Origin of the sequence: Curtobacterium sp. MCPF17_001, assembly GCF_003234615.1 — a bacterium.
Classification (GTDB): Bacteria; Actinomycetota; Actinomycetes; order Actinomycetales; family Microbacteriaceae; genus Curtobacterium.
The window spans coordinates 17,693-34,991 of the sequence record NZ_QKSL01000016.1 but is presented as its reverse complement, the minus strand read 5'-3'; the positions used below and the strand labels follow the sequence as shown (position 1 = coordinate 34,991).

General features: G+C 72.9%; 17 protein-coding genes. 5 read left to right on the top strand and 12 right to left on the bottom strand.

Annotation, left to right across the window (positions count from 1 at the left end; genetic code table 11):
• Positions 1–5: 5 nt before the first annotated feature.
• Positions 6–491, bottom strand: a complete 486-nt coding sequence (locus DEJ24_RS13910) for a hypothetical protein (protein ID WP_111079142.1) — start codon at positions 489–491, stop codon at positions 6–8.
• Complete coding sequence (locus DEJ24_RS13905) at positions 488–1,876, bottom strand: molybdopterin-dependent oxidoreductase (protein WP_181436621.1); 1,389 nt, start codon at positions 1,874–1,876, stop codon at positions 488–490. The genes DEJ24_RS13910 and DEJ24_RS13905 overlap by 4 nt, the downstream gene beginning before the upstream one ends.
• Before the next feature lie 21 nt (positions 1,877–1,897).
• On the opposite strand from DEJ24_RS13905, the gene DEJ24_RS13900 reads away from it, so the two are divergent.
• The 3 genes from DEJ24_RS13900 to DEJ24_RS13890 all read left to right on the top strand — a co-directional run bounded on the left by DEJ24_RS13900 (position 1,898) and on the right by DEJ24_RS13890 (position 4,801).
• Positions 1,898–3,376: a glycosyltransferase family 87 protein gene (locus tag DEJ24_RS13900; RefSeq protein ID WP_111079141.1), complete on the top strand. Its 1,479-nt coding sequence runs from the start codon at positions 1,898–1,900 to the stop codon at positions 3,374–3,376.
• Between the two features lie 100 nt (positions 3,377–3,476).
• A complete protein-coding gene (moaA, locus tag DEJ24_RS13895; protein ID WP_111079168.1) occupies positions 3,477–4,556 on the top strand; it encodes a GTP 3',8-cyclase MoaA in 1,080 nt (359 codons plus the stop codon).
• 5 nt (positions 4,557–4,561) lie between these two features.
• Positions 4,562–4,801 (top strand): MoaD/ThiS family protein, encoded by a 240-nt coding sequence (locus DEJ24_RS13890; RefSeq protein WP_220036722.1) that lies wholly within the window; start codon positions 4,562–4,564, stop codon positions 4,799–4,801.
• Positions 4,802–4,817: 16 nt separating this feature from the next.
• Here DEJ24_RS13890 and DEJ24_RS13885 read toward each other — a convergent pair whose 3' ends face one another.
• The 5 genes from DEJ24_RS13885 to DEJ24_RS13865 form a co-directional block, all read right to left on the bottom strand.
• Positions 4,818–5,912 (bottom strand): ABC transporter ATP-binding protein, encoded by a 1,095-nt coding sequence (locus DEJ24_RS13885; protein WP_111079139.1) that lies wholly within the window; start codon positions 5,910–5,912, stop codon positions 4,818–4,820.
• Positions 5,909–6,679, bottom strand: coding sequence for an ABC transporter permease (locus DEJ24_RS13880; RefSeq protein ID WP_111079138.1), 771 nt, complete (start codon positions 6,677–6,679; stop codon positions 5,909–5,911). The genes DEJ24_RS13885 and DEJ24_RS13880 overlap by 4 nt, the downstream gene beginning before the upstream one ends.
• Before the next feature lie 98 nt (positions 6,680–6,777).
• Complete coding sequence (modA, locus tag DEJ24_RS13875; protein WP_111079137.1) at positions 6,778–7,581, bottom strand: molybdate ABC transporter substrate-binding protein; 804 nt, start codon at positions 7,579–7,581, stop codon at positions 6,778–6,780.
• A gap of 70 nt (positions 7,582–7,651) precedes the next feature.
• Entirely contained in the window at positions 7,652–8,740 is a 1,089-nt protein-coding gene (locus tag DEJ24_RS13870; RefSeq protein WP_111079136.1) for a ThiF family adenylyltransferase, read from the bottom strand.
• Positions 8,737–9,147, bottom strand: coding sequence for a molybdopterin-binding protein (locus DEJ24_RS13865; RefSeq protein WP_111079135.1), 411 nt, complete (start codon positions 9,145–9,147; stop codon positions 8,737–8,739). Before DEJ24_RS13865 ends, DEJ24_RS13870 begins: the two co-directional genes overlap by 4 nt.
• Before the next feature lie 108 nt (positions 9,148–9,255).
• Here DEJ24_RS13865 and DEJ24_RS13860 point away from each other — a divergent pair, with 108 nt between their 5' ends.
• Positions 9,256–10,908, top strand: coding sequence for a glycosyltransferase family 39 protein (locus tag DEJ24_RS13860; RefSeq protein ID WP_181436620.1), 1,653 nt, complete (start codon positions 9,256–9,258; stop codon positions 10,906–10,908).
• Positions 10,909–10,924: 16 nt separating this feature from the next.
• On the opposite strand, the gene DEJ24_RS13855 is transcribed toward DEJ24_RS13860, so the two are convergent.
• From DEJ24_RS13855 to DEJ24_RS13835, 5 genes are all read right to left on the bottom strand, one after another.
• The gene (locus tag DEJ24_RS13855) at positions 10,925–11,857 is read right to left on the bottom strand and encodes a 4-(cytidine 5'-diphospho)-2-C-methyl-D-erythritol kinase (RefSeq protein WP_111079133.1); all 933 of its coding nucleotides are present in this window, start codon (positions 11,855–11,857) and stop codon (positions 10,925–10,927) included.
• 9 nt (positions 11,858–11,866) lie between these two features.
• Positions 11,867–13,195, bottom strand: coding sequence for an O-acetylhomoserine aminocarboxypropyltransferase/cysteine synthase family protein (locus tag DEJ24_RS13850; RefSeq protein ID WP_111079132.1), 1,329 nt, complete (start codon positions 13,193–13,195; stop codon positions 11,867–11,869).
• Positions 13,195–14,241 (bottom strand): LLM class flavin-dependent oxidoreductase, encoded by a 1,047-nt coding sequence (locus tag DEJ24_RS13845; protein ID WP_111043999.1) that lies wholly within the window; start codon positions 14,239–14,241, stop codon positions 13,195–13,197. The genes DEJ24_RS13850 and DEJ24_RS13845 overlap by 1 nt, the downstream gene beginning before the upstream one ends.
• Positions 14,242–14,347: 106 nt before the next feature.
• Positions 14,348–15,376, bottom strand: coding sequence for a RimK family alpha-L-glutamate ligase (locus tag DEJ24_RS13840; protein ID WP_111079131.1), 1,029 nt, complete (start codon positions 15,374–15,376; stop codon positions 14,348–14,350).
• Between the two features lie 159 nt (positions 15,377–15,535).
• Positions 15,536–16,393, bottom strand: coding sequence for a helix-turn-helix transcriptional regulator (locus DEJ24_RS13835; RefSeq protein WP_111079130.1), 858 nt, complete (start codon positions 16,391–16,393; stop codon positions 15,536–15,538).
• Between the two features lie 101 nt (positions 16,394–16,494).
• On the opposite strand from DEJ24_RS13835, the gene DEJ24_RS13830 reads away from it, so the two are divergent.
• Complete coding sequence (locus DEJ24_RS13830; protein ID WP_111079129.1) at positions 16,495–17,235, top strand: SDR family oxidoreductase; 741 nt, start codon at positions 16,495–16,497, stop codon at positions 17,233–17,235.
• Positions 17,236–17,299: the final 64 nt, after the last annotated feature.

The following is a 17,299-nucleotide window of genomic DNA, read 5'->3' as shown; positions in this document are numbered from 1 at the left end:
TCATCCTAGGGAGAGGTTGTCGCTGCAACCGCAGGTCGGGCGGACCGACGCCGAGCCGTGACCACTCCGACCACCAGGGCGACCACCACGACGGCGACCAGCGCGCCCTCGACCACGAGCAGCCGGGTCGTGTAGTCGAAGGGCAACACGGTGTCGTTCTTCGTGCCGTGGGCCTTCGCCGCGATCTCCGGCAGGACCACCAGGGCCAGGACGCTGCCCAGGACGACGGCGGCCTGCACGACGACGAGCACCCACGTGCGCAGCGAGCGGCCGGCCCGGCGGAGTCCCATGCCGACCGCCAGGACGAACGGCGACAGGATCGCGTCGTGCAGCACGACGGCGGCGATCAGCCAGGTCGCGAGCCCGCCGATGCGGTTCGGCCGGACGGAGGTCACGAGGACCCAGGCCCCGAACGCCAGGACGAGCACGCCCAGGACGACGAGCACGATCCGGGCCGTGCGGACCCGGCTGTCGACGACTGCGGCGCTCATGCGATGACCTCGATCCGTTCGATCCACTTCGTCTGCAGCACACCCGGGCGGCCGGGCGCGATGATCCGGGCGGGGAACCCGTGTTCCAGGTCGAGCTTCTCGCCGTTGAGCTCGAGGGCGATGAGGGTCGTCGGGTCGGCCGCGTACTCCGGTCCCATCTCCATGACCCGGTAGCCGCCGTGCCGCTCCAGGCTCGTCACCCGGACGTGCACGTGCGGGTCCGCCTGCACCGCGGCGAGGAGGTCGCGCATCCGGACTCCCTTCCACGTCGCCATCTGGCTCCAGCCCTCGACGCAGGAGATCGGCAGGCGCGCCTCGGTCTGGCCGAGGGCGGTGAGCTCGGCACGTGAGAACGTGCGGCTGACCGAGGGCCCGGCGACGGTGAGCGCCCAGTCGGCGGCCGTCGCGGTGGCCAGGACGCCCGCCGCACGGGCCGTCCGGTTCACCGGGAGCCCGCTCTGGCCGAGGTGCCGCTTGCGAGGAGCGAAGACGTTGAGGGGCTCTCCGACGACCGAGGACTGCCCGACCGTCAGGGCGACGACGCCCGCGGTGGCCGCGGTCACGCCGGCGATGAACCCGCGACGCGCGACGCGCTGCCGACGCCCGTCGTCGCTCGCCGCGGCGTCGGCGGGATCGGGGGCCGGCCGGGGTGCAGCGGCCTCGACGGTCACGTCCGGACGGGAGGCCCGGGGCACGTCCGCCCCGTCGATCCAGCGGTGGAGGCGACCCACGAACCCGCGGGACGACGAGGCTGCGCCGGGACGGGCCTCCAGGCCGGCGGGGTCGTCCGGGTCGTACCGGCTGCCCGGGTCGGGGAGTTCGCTGCCCACCGTGGCGTCGGCGACGAAGCGGCCCTGCGCGTCGAAGGAGTCGCGCTTCCGCCAGTAGCGCGTGATCACCTGCAGCTTCGTGCCGATGTGGATGAGCAGCGACCCGATGAGGACGTAGGCCAGGGCGTTGTGCACCTGCCGGAACGGGAACGGCCACGGGTACCACTGGAAGGTGTTGAGCAGGCCGGTGGCGACCTGGACGAGCGCCGACGCGACGAACACCGCGATCGACGCACGCTCGAGCAGGTGCAGGACGCTCCGGACCGGCGGGGTCTGGACGAGCGCCGGCATGACGACGTTGAGCTTGGCGAGGAGCAGCGGGATGATCGCGATCCCCGCGGTGATGTGCAGGCCCTGCGTGAACTGGTACAGCTGCACGGGCCGGGTCGGGAAGCGCATCCACCCCAGCGGCTCCTGCAGCAGGTGGCTGTAGACGCCGGTGAGGAAGCAGACCACGAACGCGATGCCGAGCAGACGACCCGTGACGACGGCGCTGCGTGCGGTGCGGTTCGGTGACGCCATGGCATCGCGGGCGTGGAGCATGAGGCGCTGCACCCCCGCTAGCCTCGTCGGACCATGAGCGAACGACTCCGTCCGGCCCGTCTCGATCACCGGGCGTTCGCCCCGCGCGCGCTCGTCCCGACCGTGCTGGCCGTCGTCGGCGTGCTGGTGCTCGGCATCGTCATCGCGGTGGGTGTCACGCATCTGGGGTTCCTCCGGGAGGGTCATCGCTCTCCATTCGTTGCGTGGACCCTCATCGCTTGGACGGTCTTCGCAGGCGCCGTGCTGGCGCTCAGGTTCGTGCCCCCGCACCTGGTGACGCGGATCGTCCTCGGTGGTGCGGTGGTCGTCGGGATCGCGGCCCTGATCGGACCGCCGAACACCAGCACCGACTCCGCACGTTACGCCTGGGACGGGATCGTGCAGCACGCGGGTATCTCCCCGTACCGGCACACGCCGCAGTCGGACGTGCTGCAGCACCTCCGCCCGGACTGGTTGTTCCCGGACAAGGTGAACGGCACGTGCGATGACGTCAAGCCCCGGTTCCGCGGTCTCGGCGACGGACGACTCGGGCATTGCACGGCGATCAACCGGCCGGACGTCCCCACGATCTACCCGCCGATGGCCGAGCTGTGGTTCGCGCTCGTCCGCGCGTTCGTGCCCGCCACCGCGCAGTACCTGCCGTTCCAGTTCGCCGGGCTCGTCGTCTCGCTCGGCGTCACCGTCGGCCTGCTCGTCGTCCTCCGCCGAATCGGCCGCCCGACCTGGTGGGCCGCACTCTGGGCCTGGTCGCCGCTCGTCGCCGCCGAGGCCGTCACCAACTCGCACGTCGACGTCGTCGGCGCGGCTCTGGCCACCGCCGGCGCCGTGCTGGTGGCGTTCGGTCGACCGATCTGGGGCGGCATCGCCCTCGGCGCCGCGACCGCGACCAAGCTCATCCCGGCGATCGTCTACCCGGCGCTGCTCGGTCGGTGGCGCAGCTGGTGGGCGATCCCGGTCGGCGTCGCCGTGTTCGGGCTCCTCTACGTGCCGTACGTGCTGACGACCGGCCCGAAGGTGCTCGGCTACCTCCCTGGCTACCTGTCGGAGGAGGGCTACGAGGACGGCTCCCGGTTCGCCCTGGTCGCGAAGGTCCTGCCCGGGGACGCCGCGACGATCGGCGTCGGACTGGTCGTGCTCGTCGCCGCGGTGCTCGCCTGGCGGCTGTCCGACCCGGCGAACCCCTGGTCCGGTCAGGTCTTCATGATCGGCGTGACCTTCCTCGCCGTGACGCCGCGCTACCCCTGGTACGCGCTGCTGCTCATCCCCTTCGTGGTGCTGTCCGGCCGGTGGGAGTGGCTGTCCATGACGCTCGCGATCGCCCTGCGCGGCGTGTGGCCCTCGGTCGTCGCCTACCGGTGGTGGCTGCTCGCGGCGATCGCCGTCGTGCTCGTCGTCACCCTGGTCCGGACCCGCCGCGAGGACTGGCGGCGCTGGCGCGACCGGCTGCTCGGCCGGGAACGGGCGCTGTACGACGGGGTCCACCCGGATCGGAGCGAGCGCACCGTATCCTGAGGCGATGCCGGCCCAGATGCTGCCCTCGACGGGCCAGATGCCGCCCTCGACAGGGCAGGCCTCCTCGTCGGCCGGGCAGCTCCTCCCCTCGTCGGACCTGATGCGTCGGGTCCACCCCGAGGCCCCGGCGCCCGGCCCCCTGGACCGCACCGACCTGCCGCCACGCCCCGCCGGCGACCCCGGGCTGGTCGACCGGTTCGGCCGCTCCGCCGTCGACCTCCGGGTCTCCCTGACAGAGCGCTGCAACCTCCGCTGCACCTACTGCATGCCGGCCGAGGGCCTGCCCTTCGCACCCGACGCCGCGCTGATGTCAGCGGACGAGATCGCCCGCCTGGTGGGCCTCGGCGCGGAGCAGCTCGGCATCCGCAAGGTCCGCTTCACCGGCGGCGAGCCGCTGCTCCGCAAGGACCTGGTCGACGTGATCGCCCGGAGCGCGGCAGCCCACCCCGACCTCGAACTGTCACTGACGACGAACGCGATCGGGCTCGCCGGTCGCGCCGCCGCCCTCCGCGCCGCGGGGCTGCACCGGCTCAACGTCTCGCTCGACACCGTCGACCCGGACGTCTTCGCCGAGGTGACCCGCCGCCCGTTCCTCGACCGGGTCCTCGAGGGCATCGCAGCGGCCGCGGACGCCGGCCTCGGCGTCAAGGTCAACGCGGTCCTGATGCGCGGGGTCAACGACCACCTGGCGTCCGAACTGCTGGCCTGGTGCCTGGAGCGTGGCCACGAGCTACGATTCATCGAGCAGATGCCCCTCGACCCGGGGCACGCCTGGGATGCGTCGACGATGATCACCGCTGTCCAGATCCGCGAGATCCTCGGCGCCGAGTACGAGCTGACCCCCGACGAGGCCCCGCGGAACGGCGCCCCCGCCGAGCGCTACCGCGTCCGCTCCCGGGCGACCGGTGCGGACCTCGGCACGGTCGGTGTCATCGCGAGCATCACCGAGTCGTTCTGCGCCGACTGCACGCGCACGCGCCTGACCGCCGACGGCCACGTCCGCAGCTGCCTGTTCTCGGACGACGAGGTCGACCTGCTCGGCCCCCTGCGTGCCGGTGCCGACGACGCGGTGGTCCTCGACCGGTGGCGCCGGGCGATGTGGGCGAAGCCCCGGGACCACGGTGACGACAGCGACGGCTTCGTGCACCCCACCCGAGGCATGAGCGCGATCGGCGGATGACGGACATGACCACGCTGCGCTTCTTCGCCGCCGCCCGTGCCGCGGTCGGTCTCGACGAGACGACCGTCTCGGCCGACTCGCTCGACGACGCCCTCCGGCAGGTGGACGCGGCGGACGCGGCCCGCTGGACCGCCCTGCAGGAGCGCTGCTCCTACCTGGTCGACGGCGTGACCACCCGCGACCGGTCGACCTCGCTCCTCGGCGTCGGCATCGTCGACGTCATGCCCCCCTTCGCCGGCGGCTAGGTCCGGGCCGGGCCCGTCATCGCTCCCACACGGTGAGTTCGGCCGGTGGCACGCGCACCCGGACCCGCAGGCCAGGGGTCAGCCCGAGCGCCGCGACCGCGGCGAGCGTCAGGTCCGCCGTGAGTTCCCCGGCCCGTACCCGGACGAGCCCGTCACGGGGCTCCAGTCCGGTCACGGTCCGCAGCAGCCCGGTCCCGTCCTGGTCGGCGCGGATCACGAGGGCGGCGGTCGGGTGGTGCGCGGCCGACACGGCACGGCCGGGAGGCACGCCGTGCGTCCCCGACGCCAGCTCGCCCCCGCCGTCGGGTGCGGCCCCGGTCGCGGTCCCGTCCGTCGTCGTGGGATGGTCCAGCACGAGTCCGTCCGACGTCGCCGTGCCGTGCAGGACGACGAGGCCGGAGAACGTCGCCGCGAAGGCACTGCGCGGTCGGGCGAGGACATCGGTGGGACGCCCCTCCTCCACCACGCGGCCGTCCTCGAGCACGACGACCCGATCGGCGAGGGCCATCACCTCGACGGGGTCGTGCGTGACGAGCAGGCTCGGTCGGCCGGCGACGGCGGAGCGGAGGGCTGCCCGGACCTCCTGCCGGGCGCCGACGTCGAGCGCCGAGGTCGGTTCGTCGAGCAGGACGACCGCCGGGTCCGCCGCCAGGGCACGGGCGATCGCGACGCGCTGGGCCTGACCGCCCGAGAGCGTCCCGGGGGCGCGGTCTGCCAGGTCGGCCACCCCGACGGCGGCCAGGGCCTGGCGGGCCGTCAGGCGGGCCTCCCGACCGGAGCGGCCGGCGGCACGCGGACCGAAGGCCACGTTCGCCAGGACGCTGCGGTGCGGGAACAGGTCCGGTCGCTGGGCGACCAGGCCGACGCGGCGGCGGTGCGCGGGGACGCTGCGGCCCGGGCCGGCGAGCAGTCGACCGGCGGAACGCACCTCGCCGGCGTCGAGGGCGAGCAGACCGGCGACGGCGTCGACGACGGTGGACTTGCCGGCGCCGTTCGGGCCGATCAGGGCCACGCACTCGGCCGGGCCGACGGTCAGGGCGACGTCGACGTCGCGGTCGTGACGGACGACGTGGGCGACGAGTCCGGCCGCCTCGGTGTGTGCGGCGGTCACAGCGCGGCTCCGCGGGTCCGGACCGAGGCCAGGCCGATCACGAGCACCGCGACGACGACGAGCACCAGCGCGAGTGCGACCGCCGTGTCCGGGTCGATCTCACGCTGCAGGTACACCTCGAGCGGGAGGGTCCGGGTCACGCCCTGCAGGCTGCCCGCGAACGTCAGGGTCGCGCCGAACTCACCGAGGGCGCGGGCGAAGCAGAGGACCAGGCCGGCCGTGATGCCCGGCAGCACCCGAGGGGTCGTGACCGTGAGGAAGGTGCGGGTCGGTCCGGCGCCGAGGGTGGCGGCGACCCGCTCGTACCGGTCCCCCTCGACGCGGAGCGCCCCCTCGATCGAGGAGACCAGGAACGGCATCGCGACGAACGTCTGCGCGATCACGACCGCCGCCGTGGTGAACGCGATCCGCAGCCCGTGCTCGTCGAGGAACGCCCCGACGACGCCGAGCCGGCCGAACGCCGCGAGCAGCGCCAGGCCGCCGACCACCGGCGGCAGGACCAGCGGCAGGAGGACCACCGCGCGCGCCACCCCGGTCCACCGGGAGCGTGACCGGGCGAACAGCACCGCCAGCGGGTAGCCGAGGACGAAGGCGATGCCGGTCGCCGCGGTCGCCGTGCCGAGGCTCAGGCCGAGCGCGCTCAGCGACGCGGGCGAGGTCACCAGCGCGACGAAGGAGCCCCACTGCACGCGCCCGACCATCGCGAGCACCGGGACGACGACGAACAGGCCGCCGAGCACCGCGGGGACGGGCAGCCACCACGGCACCGGACCGCGGACCGTCGGCCGACCGCGTCGTGTGCCGGAGCCGCGTCGTGCGCTGCGGCCGCGTCGGGTGGTGACTCGCTCTGCCGGGGGCACGGGGGTCAGGGCTTCCCGAAGCCGGCGTCGCGCAGGGTCCGCTGTCCCGCCGAGGACAGGACGTACGACGTGAACGACCGGGCGAGGACGGGGTTCGCCGCGTCGCGCAGGACGCTGATCGGGTAGGTGTTGACAGCCTCGTCCGCGGCCGCGACCGGTACCCCGGTGACGTCGCGGCCCGCACCCTGCACGTCCGTGCGGTAGACGATGCCGGCGTCGGCCTGGCCCGAGCGCACCTTGCCGAGGACGTCGGTGACGGACTGCTCCTCGCTGACCGGGTGCAGGTCGACGCCGCTCGAGCGTTCGACCGCGAGCGTCGCGGCCCCGCAGGGCACCGGGGCGGCGCAGGTCACGAGCTGCACGCCGGGGTCGTCGAGGTCCGCCAGGCCCCGGATGTGGTACGGGTTGCCGGGGGCGACGGCGATCTCGAGGGTGTTCGTCGCGAAGTCCCACGGCGAACCACTGGCCAGGCGCTGCTTCCCGAGCTCCGCCGTGGTGGCCTGGTCGGCCGATGCGAAGACGTCCGCGGGGGCACCGTTCCGGATCTGGGAGACCAGGTCGCTCGACCCGGCGAACGAGGACGTCACGGTGGTGCCCGGGTGCGCCTGCTCGAAGTCGTGTCCGAGGGTCGTGAAGGTGCGCTGCAGCGACGCCGCGGCGAAGACCGTGATCGAGCCGGACGGGGCGGCGCCCGACGTCGCGCTCGTGCCGGGTCCGCCGCTCGCCGGAGTGCTCGCGCAGCCGCCGAGTGTCAGGGCCAGCAGCGCTCCTGCGGCCAGGACGGCCGTCGACCGCACGGGCTGTCGCATGATGCCTCCTGGAGCGGCGTTCGGGTCCGCAGGTGCGGTCGTTCGCTGCGATCCTACCCGCAGGAGCGGTTCACGAGGATGCGAGGGGCAACCCCTCGCGGCGCCACGCATCGACACCGCCGTCGAGGACGGTGACGGGCCTCCCGATCGTCCGCGCCCACGCGTCGGCCCGCGGCCCGCGTGCGCAGGTGACGACGACGTCACCGTCCGGCAGTGCGGCGTCGGCGTGCACGGACCCCGCGATGACGCCGGTGGCCCACTCCGCCGGGGTGCGGACGTCGACCAGGGTCAGGCTGTCGGTCGGGTCGGCCAGGCGGGCGGCGAGGGCCGCGGGCGCGATGCGCGGCGCAGCACCGCTCGTGCCGCCAGCGCCGTCCGCTCCGGTCGCTCCGGCCGCTCCGGCCGCTCCGGCCGGGAGGCCCGTGGGACGTCGCGACGCCGGCCCACGTCGGATCGGGCTCTCGGTCCACCGCCACCGTCGCGCGTCCACGGTGAGGAGCCGGCCGAGCAGCGGTTCGCCGAGCCCGGCGACGAGGGCCGTCACCTGCGCGGCCATCACCGACCCGACCGCTCCGCAGAGCGCCGGCAGCACGCCGTCGATCGCACACGAGCCCTCGTCGGGCAGGATCTCCGGGTGCAGGTCGTGGAAGTCGACACCGTCGTCCCCGGCATCGCGGAAGACCGAGACCTGGCCGTCGTACGAGAGCACGGTGCCCCAGACGAACGGGATGCCGAGCGGGGCGCACGCGTCCGAGATCGCCCGCGTCACGTCCACGGCGTCGGCCGCGTCGACCACGACGTCGTGCCCGGCGACGTGTTCCGGCCGGAAGCGTCCGACGACCGCGACGACGTCGAGCTCGGGGTCGACCGCGCGCGCACGGGCAGCGGCGACCTCGGCCTTCGCCACACCGACGTCCGCGGTCGTGAAGAGCGTCTGTCGGGCCAGGTTCGATCCGTCCACGACGTCGTCGTCGACGATCGTCAGGCGACCGAGCCCGCTGCCGGCCAGGTAGGAGACGACGGGCGCGCCGAGCCCGCCCGCCCCGACGACCAGCACCCGCGCACGACCGAGGCGTTCGAGGACGTCGGGGCCGGACCCGGCGAGCGCGGCCGTCCGCGAACCCAGTCGTCGTCGCGCGGTGCTGACGGGCGTGCTCACGGCGCCTCCTCCGGGCTGGGTGTCTCGACCGTCACCATCGTCGCCTTGACCGAGGCCACGGCGACCGAACCGATCTCGAGCCCGAGGTCGTGGACCGCCTCCGAGCTCATCAGGGAGACGACACGGTGCGGGCCGCACTGCAGCTCGACCTGGGCCATCACGGTGTCCACGACGAGCCCCGTCACGATGCCGACGAAGCGGTTGCGCGCCGAGCTGCGAACGCCCGAGGGGTCGGCGAGCTGGTCGCCGCGCGTCCGGGCGTACTCGGCGAGCTCCCGCCCGTCGACGACCGCCCGTCCGACGGCGTCGGTCGCGCGGGTGAAGGTGCTGCCCTCGACGAGACGGCGCACGGTGTCGTCACTGACCCCGAGGTACGTCGCTGCGTCACGGATCCGGAGCTGCGTCATGACGACGACCTTAACTGTGGATCGCCGACCCTCGGCTTGTGGACACTCACCGCCTCGGAGGGGTCGATGTCGGGTTCCCGTCCAGCGGCGCTCGGTACCGTCTCCGGCGTGAGTTCCCCCCGTACCGGCAGCATCGGCGTCCCGCACGCGGTCCGCCACGTGCCGGTCCGTGCCGGGCTCCGCGGTGCCGTCTCGGCCGCCAAGACCGCCGCGGTCCGCACCCCGGAACTCACCGTCGGGGCCCTCGGCGTCGTCGTCGCCGCGGCCTTCTCGTGGGTGCCGTCGCTCTGGTACGACGAAGCCGCGACCGTCACCAGCGCGCAGCGTTCCTGGCCGCAGCTGTGGGCCGAGCTGCACACGGTCGACGCCGTGCACGGTCTGTACTACGCGGTCGTCCACGCCTGGTTCTGGCTGGTCGGCTACACCCCCTTCACGCTGCGTCTGCCGAGCGCGCTCGCGATCGGCGTCGCCGCCGCCCTCGTGGTCGCCCTCGGCCGCCGGATCGGTGGCAAGCGGCTCGGCATCACGGCCGGCATCGTGTTCCTGCTGCTGCCCCGCGTGCAGTGGGCCGGCACCGAGGGTCGGCCCTACGCCACGATCACGACCCTCTCGGTCTGCCTGACACTGGTCGGCCTGACCGCGCTCGGCCGCAGCCGCCACGGACGCGCGACCGGGTGGTGGGTCGCCTACGGCGTGCTCGCCGTCGTCGCCGTCGCGTTCAACGTGTACCTCTCGCTCGCGGTCGTCGCCCATGCCGTGGCACTCGCCTGGACCCTGCTCGCCGAACGGCACGACCTCCGACGGGCCACCGTCTCGCGGACCGGTCGGACGCCGGGTCCCCCGCTCGTCTCCCGTGGCGTGCTCGTCCGGTGGGCCGCCGCCGCGGGCCTGGCAGCCGTGGTCGTCGCGCCGTTCGTCGTCGTGGTGTCGTCACAGGCGAAGCAGGTCGGGTGGATCAAGGGCATCAGCGCCAGCACGTTCGGGCAGGTCTTCTCGACGGCCTGGTTCGGTGCCTCCGACCCGTACGCAGCGATGGCGTGGACGCTCATGGTCGTCGGCGTCGTCACCGCCCTGGTGCAGGTGCGCCAGCGGGTGCCATCGGCACGGGCCGTCGTCCGGGCCCAGGCCGTCCGCGTGGCACTCCCCCTGGTCGTCGTCCCGACCACGGTCCTCCTCCTCGCGACCGCGCTGGGTGAGCGGCTCTACTCGCCCAAGTACGCCTCCCTGAGCCTGCCGTTCGTGGCGGTGCTCATCGCGCTCGCGTTGACGATGATCCGACCGAAGGCGCTGCTCTCAGTGGCCGTCGCGGCGCTCGTCGTCCTGTCGGTCCCCACCGCCGTGACCGTGAAAGGGCCAGAGGCCAAGGCGGAATCGACCTGGGCGCAGGCGGCCTCGATCATCAGCGCTGAGCGGGCGGCGCGTCCGAGCGCCAACGAGGGCGTCGTCTTCGGCAGCGTCTACCGGCACCCGACCGCGACGGCGGAGATCATCAAGGTCTCGTACCCGGAGGCGTTCGCCGGCCTCACCGACCTGGCCGTCGGCACGAAGGGGGCCGACCAGGGCGTGCTCTGGAACCGGAACGCCGGCCTCGCCTCGACCGTCCCCGCGCGCCTCGGTGACATCGACACCGTCTGGTACGTCGGCGGCACCTCACGCACGATCCGGCCCGAACTGAAGGCCGTGCTCGCGGAGCGTGGGTTCCGTCCCGCGCACAACTGGCAGACGGGCAAGGTCATCATGACGGAGTTCGTCCGCTCCTGACGCGTGCCGGCCGCCGTCAGTGCAGGACGCGGGCGCCGTGCACCGGGCCGTTCGCCCGCAGTGCCACGAACCCGGACGCGCTCAGCGCCACCTGTACCTCGAGCGCCGCGTCGCGGTCCGGCACGAGGAACGCCACCGTCGGCCCGCTGCCCGACACCAGGCCGGCGAGGGCACCGGAGCGCTCCCCCAACTCCAGCGTCTCCGCCAGGGCCGGCTGCAGGCGCATCGCGGGGGCCTGCAGGTCGTTGTGCAGGTTCTCGGCGAGCAGTTCGGCGTCGCCGGCACGGAGCGCCTGCAGGACCTGCGCCTCGACGACGGGGGTGCGGGGCGCCGGCGAGATGTCGGCGCGGTAGCGCTCCCGGTGCTCGTCGAGCGCGCGGTACACGGACGGGGTCGACAGGCCGGTCTCGCTGAGCGCCAGGACCCAGTGGAACTCGCCCTTCGCCAGTGCCGGGCTGAGCTCGTCGCCACGACCGGTCCCGACGGCGGTGCCGCCGGCGAAGGCGAACGGCACGTCGGCACCGAGCTCGGCCGCCAGACGCAGCAGTTCGTCCCGCCCGAGGCCGGTTCCCCACAGGGTGTCGACGGCCAGGAGGGTCGCGGCGGCGTCCGCCGAGCCACCGCCCATGCCGCCGGCGACCGGGACCTGCTTGTCGATGGTCAGGTGCACGCCGCCGCGGTGGCCCGCCGTGCGGGCGACCAGACGGGCGGCGCGGATCGCCAGGTTCGTGTCGTCCGTCGGCACCGACGACGTGTCGATCGGACCGGTGAACCGGACCGAGAAGTCGTCGGCGCGCTCGGCCGTGACGTCCTCGTACAGGGACACCGCCTGGTACGCGGTGGCGATGTCGTGGTACCCGTCGTCCTGCAGCGCGCCGACGGACAGGTGGACGTTGATCTTGCCCGGTGCGCGCGTCCGCACCCGATCCGGAGCGGGCGTCGACGTCATGCGACCAACCTATCCCCGTCCGGGTCGGGCTCCCGTCGCGTCGCCCGCCGCGGCGAACCCACGTCGCAGGTCCGCGATGACGTCGTCGACGTGTTCCAGGCCGATCGACAGACGGATGAGCCCCTCGCCGACGCCCGCTGCGGCACGCTCCGACGGGGTCATCTGCACGTGGGTGGTCGACGCCGGGTGCACGACCAGGGAACGGACGTCGCCGATGTTCGAGACGTGGTCGAAGAGCTCCAGCGCCGAGACGAAGCGCCGCCCGGCCTCCACACCGCCGGCCAGGTCGAACGCCAGGACGCTCGACGGCCCCTTCGGCACGTACCGCTGCTGCAGGTGGTGCCACGGGGAGCTCGGCAGTCCGGCGTAGTGCACGTGCTCGACCTGCTCGTGCGTGTCGAGCCAGGACGCCACCGTGGCCGCGTTCGAGACGTGTCGGTCCATCCGGAGCGAAAGGGTCTGGATGCCCTGCAGCACCAGGAACGCGTTGAACGGGGCGATCGCCGGGCCGAGGTCCGCCGACAGCTTCGACCGGGTGCGCTGGATGAACGCGCGCCGCCCGAACTTCTCGGCGAAGTTCGTGCCCGCGAACCCGGAGTGCTCGGTCGTCGCCAGCTGCGGGTACTTCTTCGGGTGTGCCGCCCAGTCGAACGAGCCGGCGTCGACGATGAGTCCTGCGATCGCACTGCCGTGCCCGGCGAGGTACTTCGTCGCGGAGTGCACCACGATGTCCGCGCCGTGCTCGATCGGCCGGACGAGGTACGGGGTCGCGATCGTGTTGTCGACGATGAGCGGGACCCCGGCGTCGTGGGCGACCCCGGCCACCCCGGCGAAATCCAGGACGTCGCCGCGCGGGTTCGGGATCGACTCGCCGAAGAAGGCCCGCGTCTCGGGGCGGACGGCGGCGGCCCACTCGTCCAGGTCCGTGGGGTCCTGCACGAAGGTGAACGCGATGCCCAGGTCCTTGAGCGTGGACGCGAAGAGCGTGTAGGTCGCGCCGTACAGCGACGCGCTCGAGACGATGTGGTCCCCGGCCCGCGCGAGGCCGAGCACCGCCAACGACGTGGCCGCCTGCCCGGACGCGAGCGCCAGGGCGGCGACACCGCCCTCGAGGTCGGCGATCCGACGCTCCAGCGCCGCAGCCGACGGGTTGTTCACCCGGGAGTACGTGTGCCCGGGCGCGTTCAGCAGGAACCGGTCGGCCGCGTCCTCGCCGGACGGGTACACGAAGGCCGCGGTCTGCGCGATCGGCGGCACGTTCCCGCCGAAACCGGGATCGGACTTGAAGCCCGCCCGGATCTGCCGGGTCTCGAACGCCCAGTCGTCCTCGACGGCCATCAGGACACGGTCTCGGCAGGCACCGCGGCGCGGACGAGCGGGATGACCTGCTCGCCGAAGCGCTCCATCTCCTCGAGCTGCGGCGAGAACTGCAGCAGCAGCGTGTCGACGCCCGCGTCCTCGTACTCGCGGATCCGCGCGGCGACCTGCTCCGGCGTGCCGACGAACTGCGGCCGGAGCCCCCGGTTCGACACCGAGTAGTCCTCGAGCGAGGGGACGTGCTCGAGTTGCGACTTCGAGATGAAGTCCTGGTACGACTCGTACGCCTTGCCGTGCTGGACATCGGTGATGCGCGCGAGCTCGGCCTGGGCCTCTTCCTCGGTCTCCCGCACGATCGCGTACGCGGCCATCCCGAACGCCTCGAACGGCGGCAGGCCGGCGTCCTCGCGGCGACGACGCATCTCGGCGATCTTGTTCCGGAGCTCCTCGACGGTGCCGCCGTGGGTCACGTAGGCGTCCGCGTAGTGCGTGATGCTCGCCTTGCCGGCCTCACTCTCGCCGCCGGCGTAGATGCGCGGGGTGACGCGCGGTTTCGGCTCCAGGTGCGCGTTCTCGACGTCGTAGTACTCGCCGTGGAAGGAGTACGGCGTCTCCCGCCACATCCCCTTCATGACCTCGACGAACTCCGCGGTGCGCTTGTACCGGTCGTCGTGCTCGGAGAAGATGCCGCCGTACTGACGGGCCTCTTCCGCCCACCAGGCGCTCACCACGTTGAAGGTGAAGCGGCCGCCGGAGATGTCGTCGATCGTGGCCGCCTGCTTCGCCGTCACCGCGGGCAGGTGGTACCCGGGACGCATCGCCGCCATGATCTCCAGGCGTTCGGTGGTTGCCGCGATCGCCGCCGCCAGTGCCCACGCCTCGAGGCTCGGCGCCGCGACGCCCTTGATGTCGTTGAGGTTCAGCTCCGGCACGAGGGTCAGGTCGAACCCGATCCGCTCGGCGCGCTGCGCCAGGAGCTTCACGTAGTCGAACGTGACCGGCATCTGCTCGTCGTCGACGTTGCGCAGCCAGCCGCCGAAGAGCGGGGTCCAGTATCCGAATCGCACGGGGTGGGTTCCTTGGGTGGTGAGGAGGGACGGACGGGAGGCTCGCCCCGGGTGGTGGGGCGCGCCTCCCGTCCGGTGGGTGGTCGGGACGGTGCGGGCCGCGTGGTCAGGCGTGCGTCGGTGCGGCTGTCGCCGCGTACTCCGCGTCCAACAGGCCGCCGAGGAACCGGGCGATGGAGCGCGGGCCGGAGGCCGGCGCGACCGCCTCGACGGCGGGGTTGTAGTTCGTGTTCGTGTTGATGTCGTACACGACGGTGCGCCCGTCGGTGGTCTCCATGAACTCGACCCCCGCGATCTGGATCCGCTGGTCCGCGAGGAAGCCCCGCAGCTGCTGGACGAGCGGGTGCTCGGCGGTCACCTCGGAGCGGACGGAGAACGTGTCCGCCGTCACGGTGGCGCCGTCGGTGCCGGGGACCTCGCACACCGCGCCGGCGATGACCTGCGGCCCGTTCTCTCCGGACGGCACAGCGCACGCGTCCGCGGGGCAGAGCTCGAAGCTGCCGGCGCTCGTGTCGACGCGGACCGCGTAGACGAACTCGCCGCCGACGAACTCGGCGCGCGTGATGAACGGCTCACGCGCGGTCAGGTACTCCTGCAGCAGCGTGATGCCGTCGACCGGCGCCTCGAACTCGGGGCTGTCGACGTAGGCGTCGAACTCGGCGAGGGAGTCGAAGCGGCGAACGCCGAGGCCCTTGCCGCCCTGGTTGTGCTTCGTGATGAACGGGACGTCCTGGCCGCCCGTGAAGGTCGCCGCGGACTGCTTGAGCGTCGTCGTGCCGAAGACCGCCGTCGTGCGGGGCACGTCGAAGCCCGCGGCGCGGAGCAACCCGTGCTGCGAGACCTTCGACACCTCGAGCTCGAGGACGTGGCTGCCGCCGACCACCTGGCGTCCGGCACGCTCGAGCCATCCGAGCAGCGCCCGGGTGTACTCCTTGCTGTGCTCGTGCCCACGGGTGTGGCTGCTCGCCGACATGCGACTCCAGTAGACGCCCGGCTCCGGTTCGGCCCCGAGGTCGATCTGCCCCTCGGTCAGGAGGACCTCCTGCACCGGGACGCCCTCGGCCTCGAAGGCGGCGGCGAGCGGCGGGAACCACTCGGGGTTCTCGTGGATGACGTACACGCGCGGAGTGCTCACCGCTCCACCCTAGGCACGGTGTCCCCGCATCTGCCAGGCGTGTGACGCGGTGTTGCATGCGCACCACACTGCTGCCGCACGACGCAACGCCCCGCACTGGGCGGGGCGTTGGCTGGGCGCGGGAGGCCCGGAGGCATCCTGCATCGCCAGCATATCAGTTCATCGCGGCGCTGGTGAGGCGTCGAAGGTCTGCTGGCCGACGACCCCGAGGAGCTCGAGCTTCTGCGCGTCCTCGCTGCCTGCAGGAGCCGTGAAGAGCAGCAGCGCCTGCGCCTGGTCGTCCGTGTGCAGCACCTGGCAGTCGACGGTGATCCGCCCGAGCTCGGGCTGCACGATCGTCTTGTTGTCCGACCAGCGGGTCGCCACCTCGTGCAGTGCCCACAGCGCGGCGAACTCGGGGCTCCGCCGTTCGAGCTCCGCGATGAGCTCGGTCGCGCGACGGTCACCTGGTCCGGCGAGGCCGATGGCCGCACGGAGCGAGGCCACGACGACCCGCCCCAGACGTTCGTGCTGCTCCGGCGCGTACTTCGCCCGCTCGGTGCCGGTGACGAACCACCGCCAGGCCTGGTAGCGCTCGTTGCCGGCCAGCCCGACGGAAGTGCCGAGGAGCGCCGCCGCCAACGGGTTCTCGACGAGCGTCTCGCCCAGGTGGTTGACGACGATCGCGGGGGTGTCCGCCAACCGGTCGAGCACGCGGAGGATCGCGGGGTCGACGTGGTCGGCGCGGTGCATCCGGACCGGTGCGTTCTGCCCTGCCAGGTGGAACAGGTGGTCCCGTTCGTCGAGCGAGCAACGGAGGGCACGGGCGATCGCCGCGACCATCTGCTCGGACGGCTGCGGGCCACGCTGCTGCTCGAGCCGCGTGTAGTAGTCGACCGACATGCCGGCCTGGGCCGCGACCTCCTCACGACGGAGGCCCGGGGTCCGCCGTCGAGCGCCGGCCCCGATCCCGACGTCCTCCGGTCGGAGCATCTCCCGACGGCGGCGGAGGAAGTCGGCGAGGGCAGCACGGTCCATGCGCCCAGTCTGCTGCGTCGGCGCGCTCGGAGCCAGGGATCGCCGGTCCCCCGATGACCACGCTCTGGTTGCCTCGGCCGGGACGGCGCATCGTGGTGGTCATGGACATCACGAACAGCACCGTCTTCATCCCCGGCGCGACCTCGGGCATCGGCCTGGCACTCGCGCTCCGCCTGCAGCAGGCCGGTAGCACCGTCGTCATCGGCGGCCGTCGGCAGGCCCTCCTCGACTCCATCGCCACCGAACACGGCTTGGGCACCGTGCACATCGACGTCGCCGACGCGGAGTCGATCCGGCAGGCCGCCGAGACCGTCCTCGGGACCTACCCCGCACTCGACACCCTCGTGACGATGTCGGGGATCATGCGGAACGAGGACCTCCGTGACCCGGGACACATCTCCGACGCCGTCGAGACCATCGAGACCAACCTGGTCGGCACGATCCGGCTGATCGACGCCTTCCTGCCGCACCTGCTCGGCCGTCCCAGCGCCACGGTCATGACCGTGTCGTCCGGCCTGGCGTTCGTCCCGCTCACCGCGACGCCGACCTACAACGCCACGAAGGCCGGCGTGCACTCGTACACGCAGGCACTCCGACAGCAGCTCGTCGGTTCGTCGGTCCAGGTGCTCGAGCTCGCGCCGCCCGCGGTCGCGACCGACCTGATGGGCGGCCAGGACTTCGGCGGGATGCCGCTCGACGCGTTCATCGACGAGGTGGCGGGTCTCATCGAGTCCGGTGCCGCTCCCGAGATCCTCGTGCAGAACGTCCAGCCGCTGCGATGGGCGGAGCGCAACGGGAACCACCAGCAGATCCTCGAGATGATGGCTGGACGCGATCACTGACAGCCTGCTCCCGGCAAGCGCGCGCTCCGGTTCCGCTGCAGCGATCCGGACACGGTCGTTGCCG

Bases quoted from the DNA above. Each gene is read 5' to 3' on its own strand.
- DEJ24_RS13910 (WP_111079142.1), bottom strand. From the start codon at position 491: ATGAGCGCCGCAGTCGTCGACAGCCGGGTCCGCACGGCCCGGATCGTG.
- DEJ24_RS13900 (WP_111079141.1), top strand. From the start codon at position 1,898: ATGAGCGAACGACTCCGTCCGGCCCGTCTCGATCACCGGGCGTTCGCC.
- moaA (WP_111079168.1), top strand. From the start codon at position 3,477: ATGCGTCGGGTCCACCCCGAGGCCCCGGCGCCCGGCCCCCTGGACCGC.
- DEJ24_RS13890 (WP_220036722.1), top strand. From the start codon at position 4,562: ATGACCACGCTGCGCTTCTTCGCCGCCGCCCGTGCCGCGGTCGGTCTC.
- modA (WP_111079137.1), bottom strand. From the start codon at position 7,581: ATGCGACAGCCCGTGCGGTCGACGGCCGTCCTGGCCGCAGGAGCGCTG.
- DEJ24_RS13865 (WP_111079135.1), bottom strand. From the start codon at position 9,147: ATGACGCAGCTCCGGATCCGTGACGCAGCGACGTACCTCGGGGTCAGT.
- DEJ24_RS13855 (WP_111079133.1), bottom strand. From the start codon at position 11,857: ATGACGTCGACGCCCGCTCCGGATCGGGTGCGGACGCGCGCACCGGGC.
- DEJ24_RS13850 (WP_111079132.1), bottom strand. From the start codon at position 13,195: ATGGCCGTCGAGGACGACTGGGCGTTCGAGACCCGGCAGATCCGGGCG.
- DEJ24_RS13835 (WP_111079130.1), bottom strand. From the start codon at position 16,393: ATGGACCGTGCTGCCCTCGCCGACTTCCTCCGCCGCCGTCGGGAGATG.
- DEJ24_RS13830 (WP_111079129.1), top strand. From the start codon at position 16,495: ATGGACATCACGAACAGCACCGTCTTCATCCCCGGCGCGACCTCGGGC.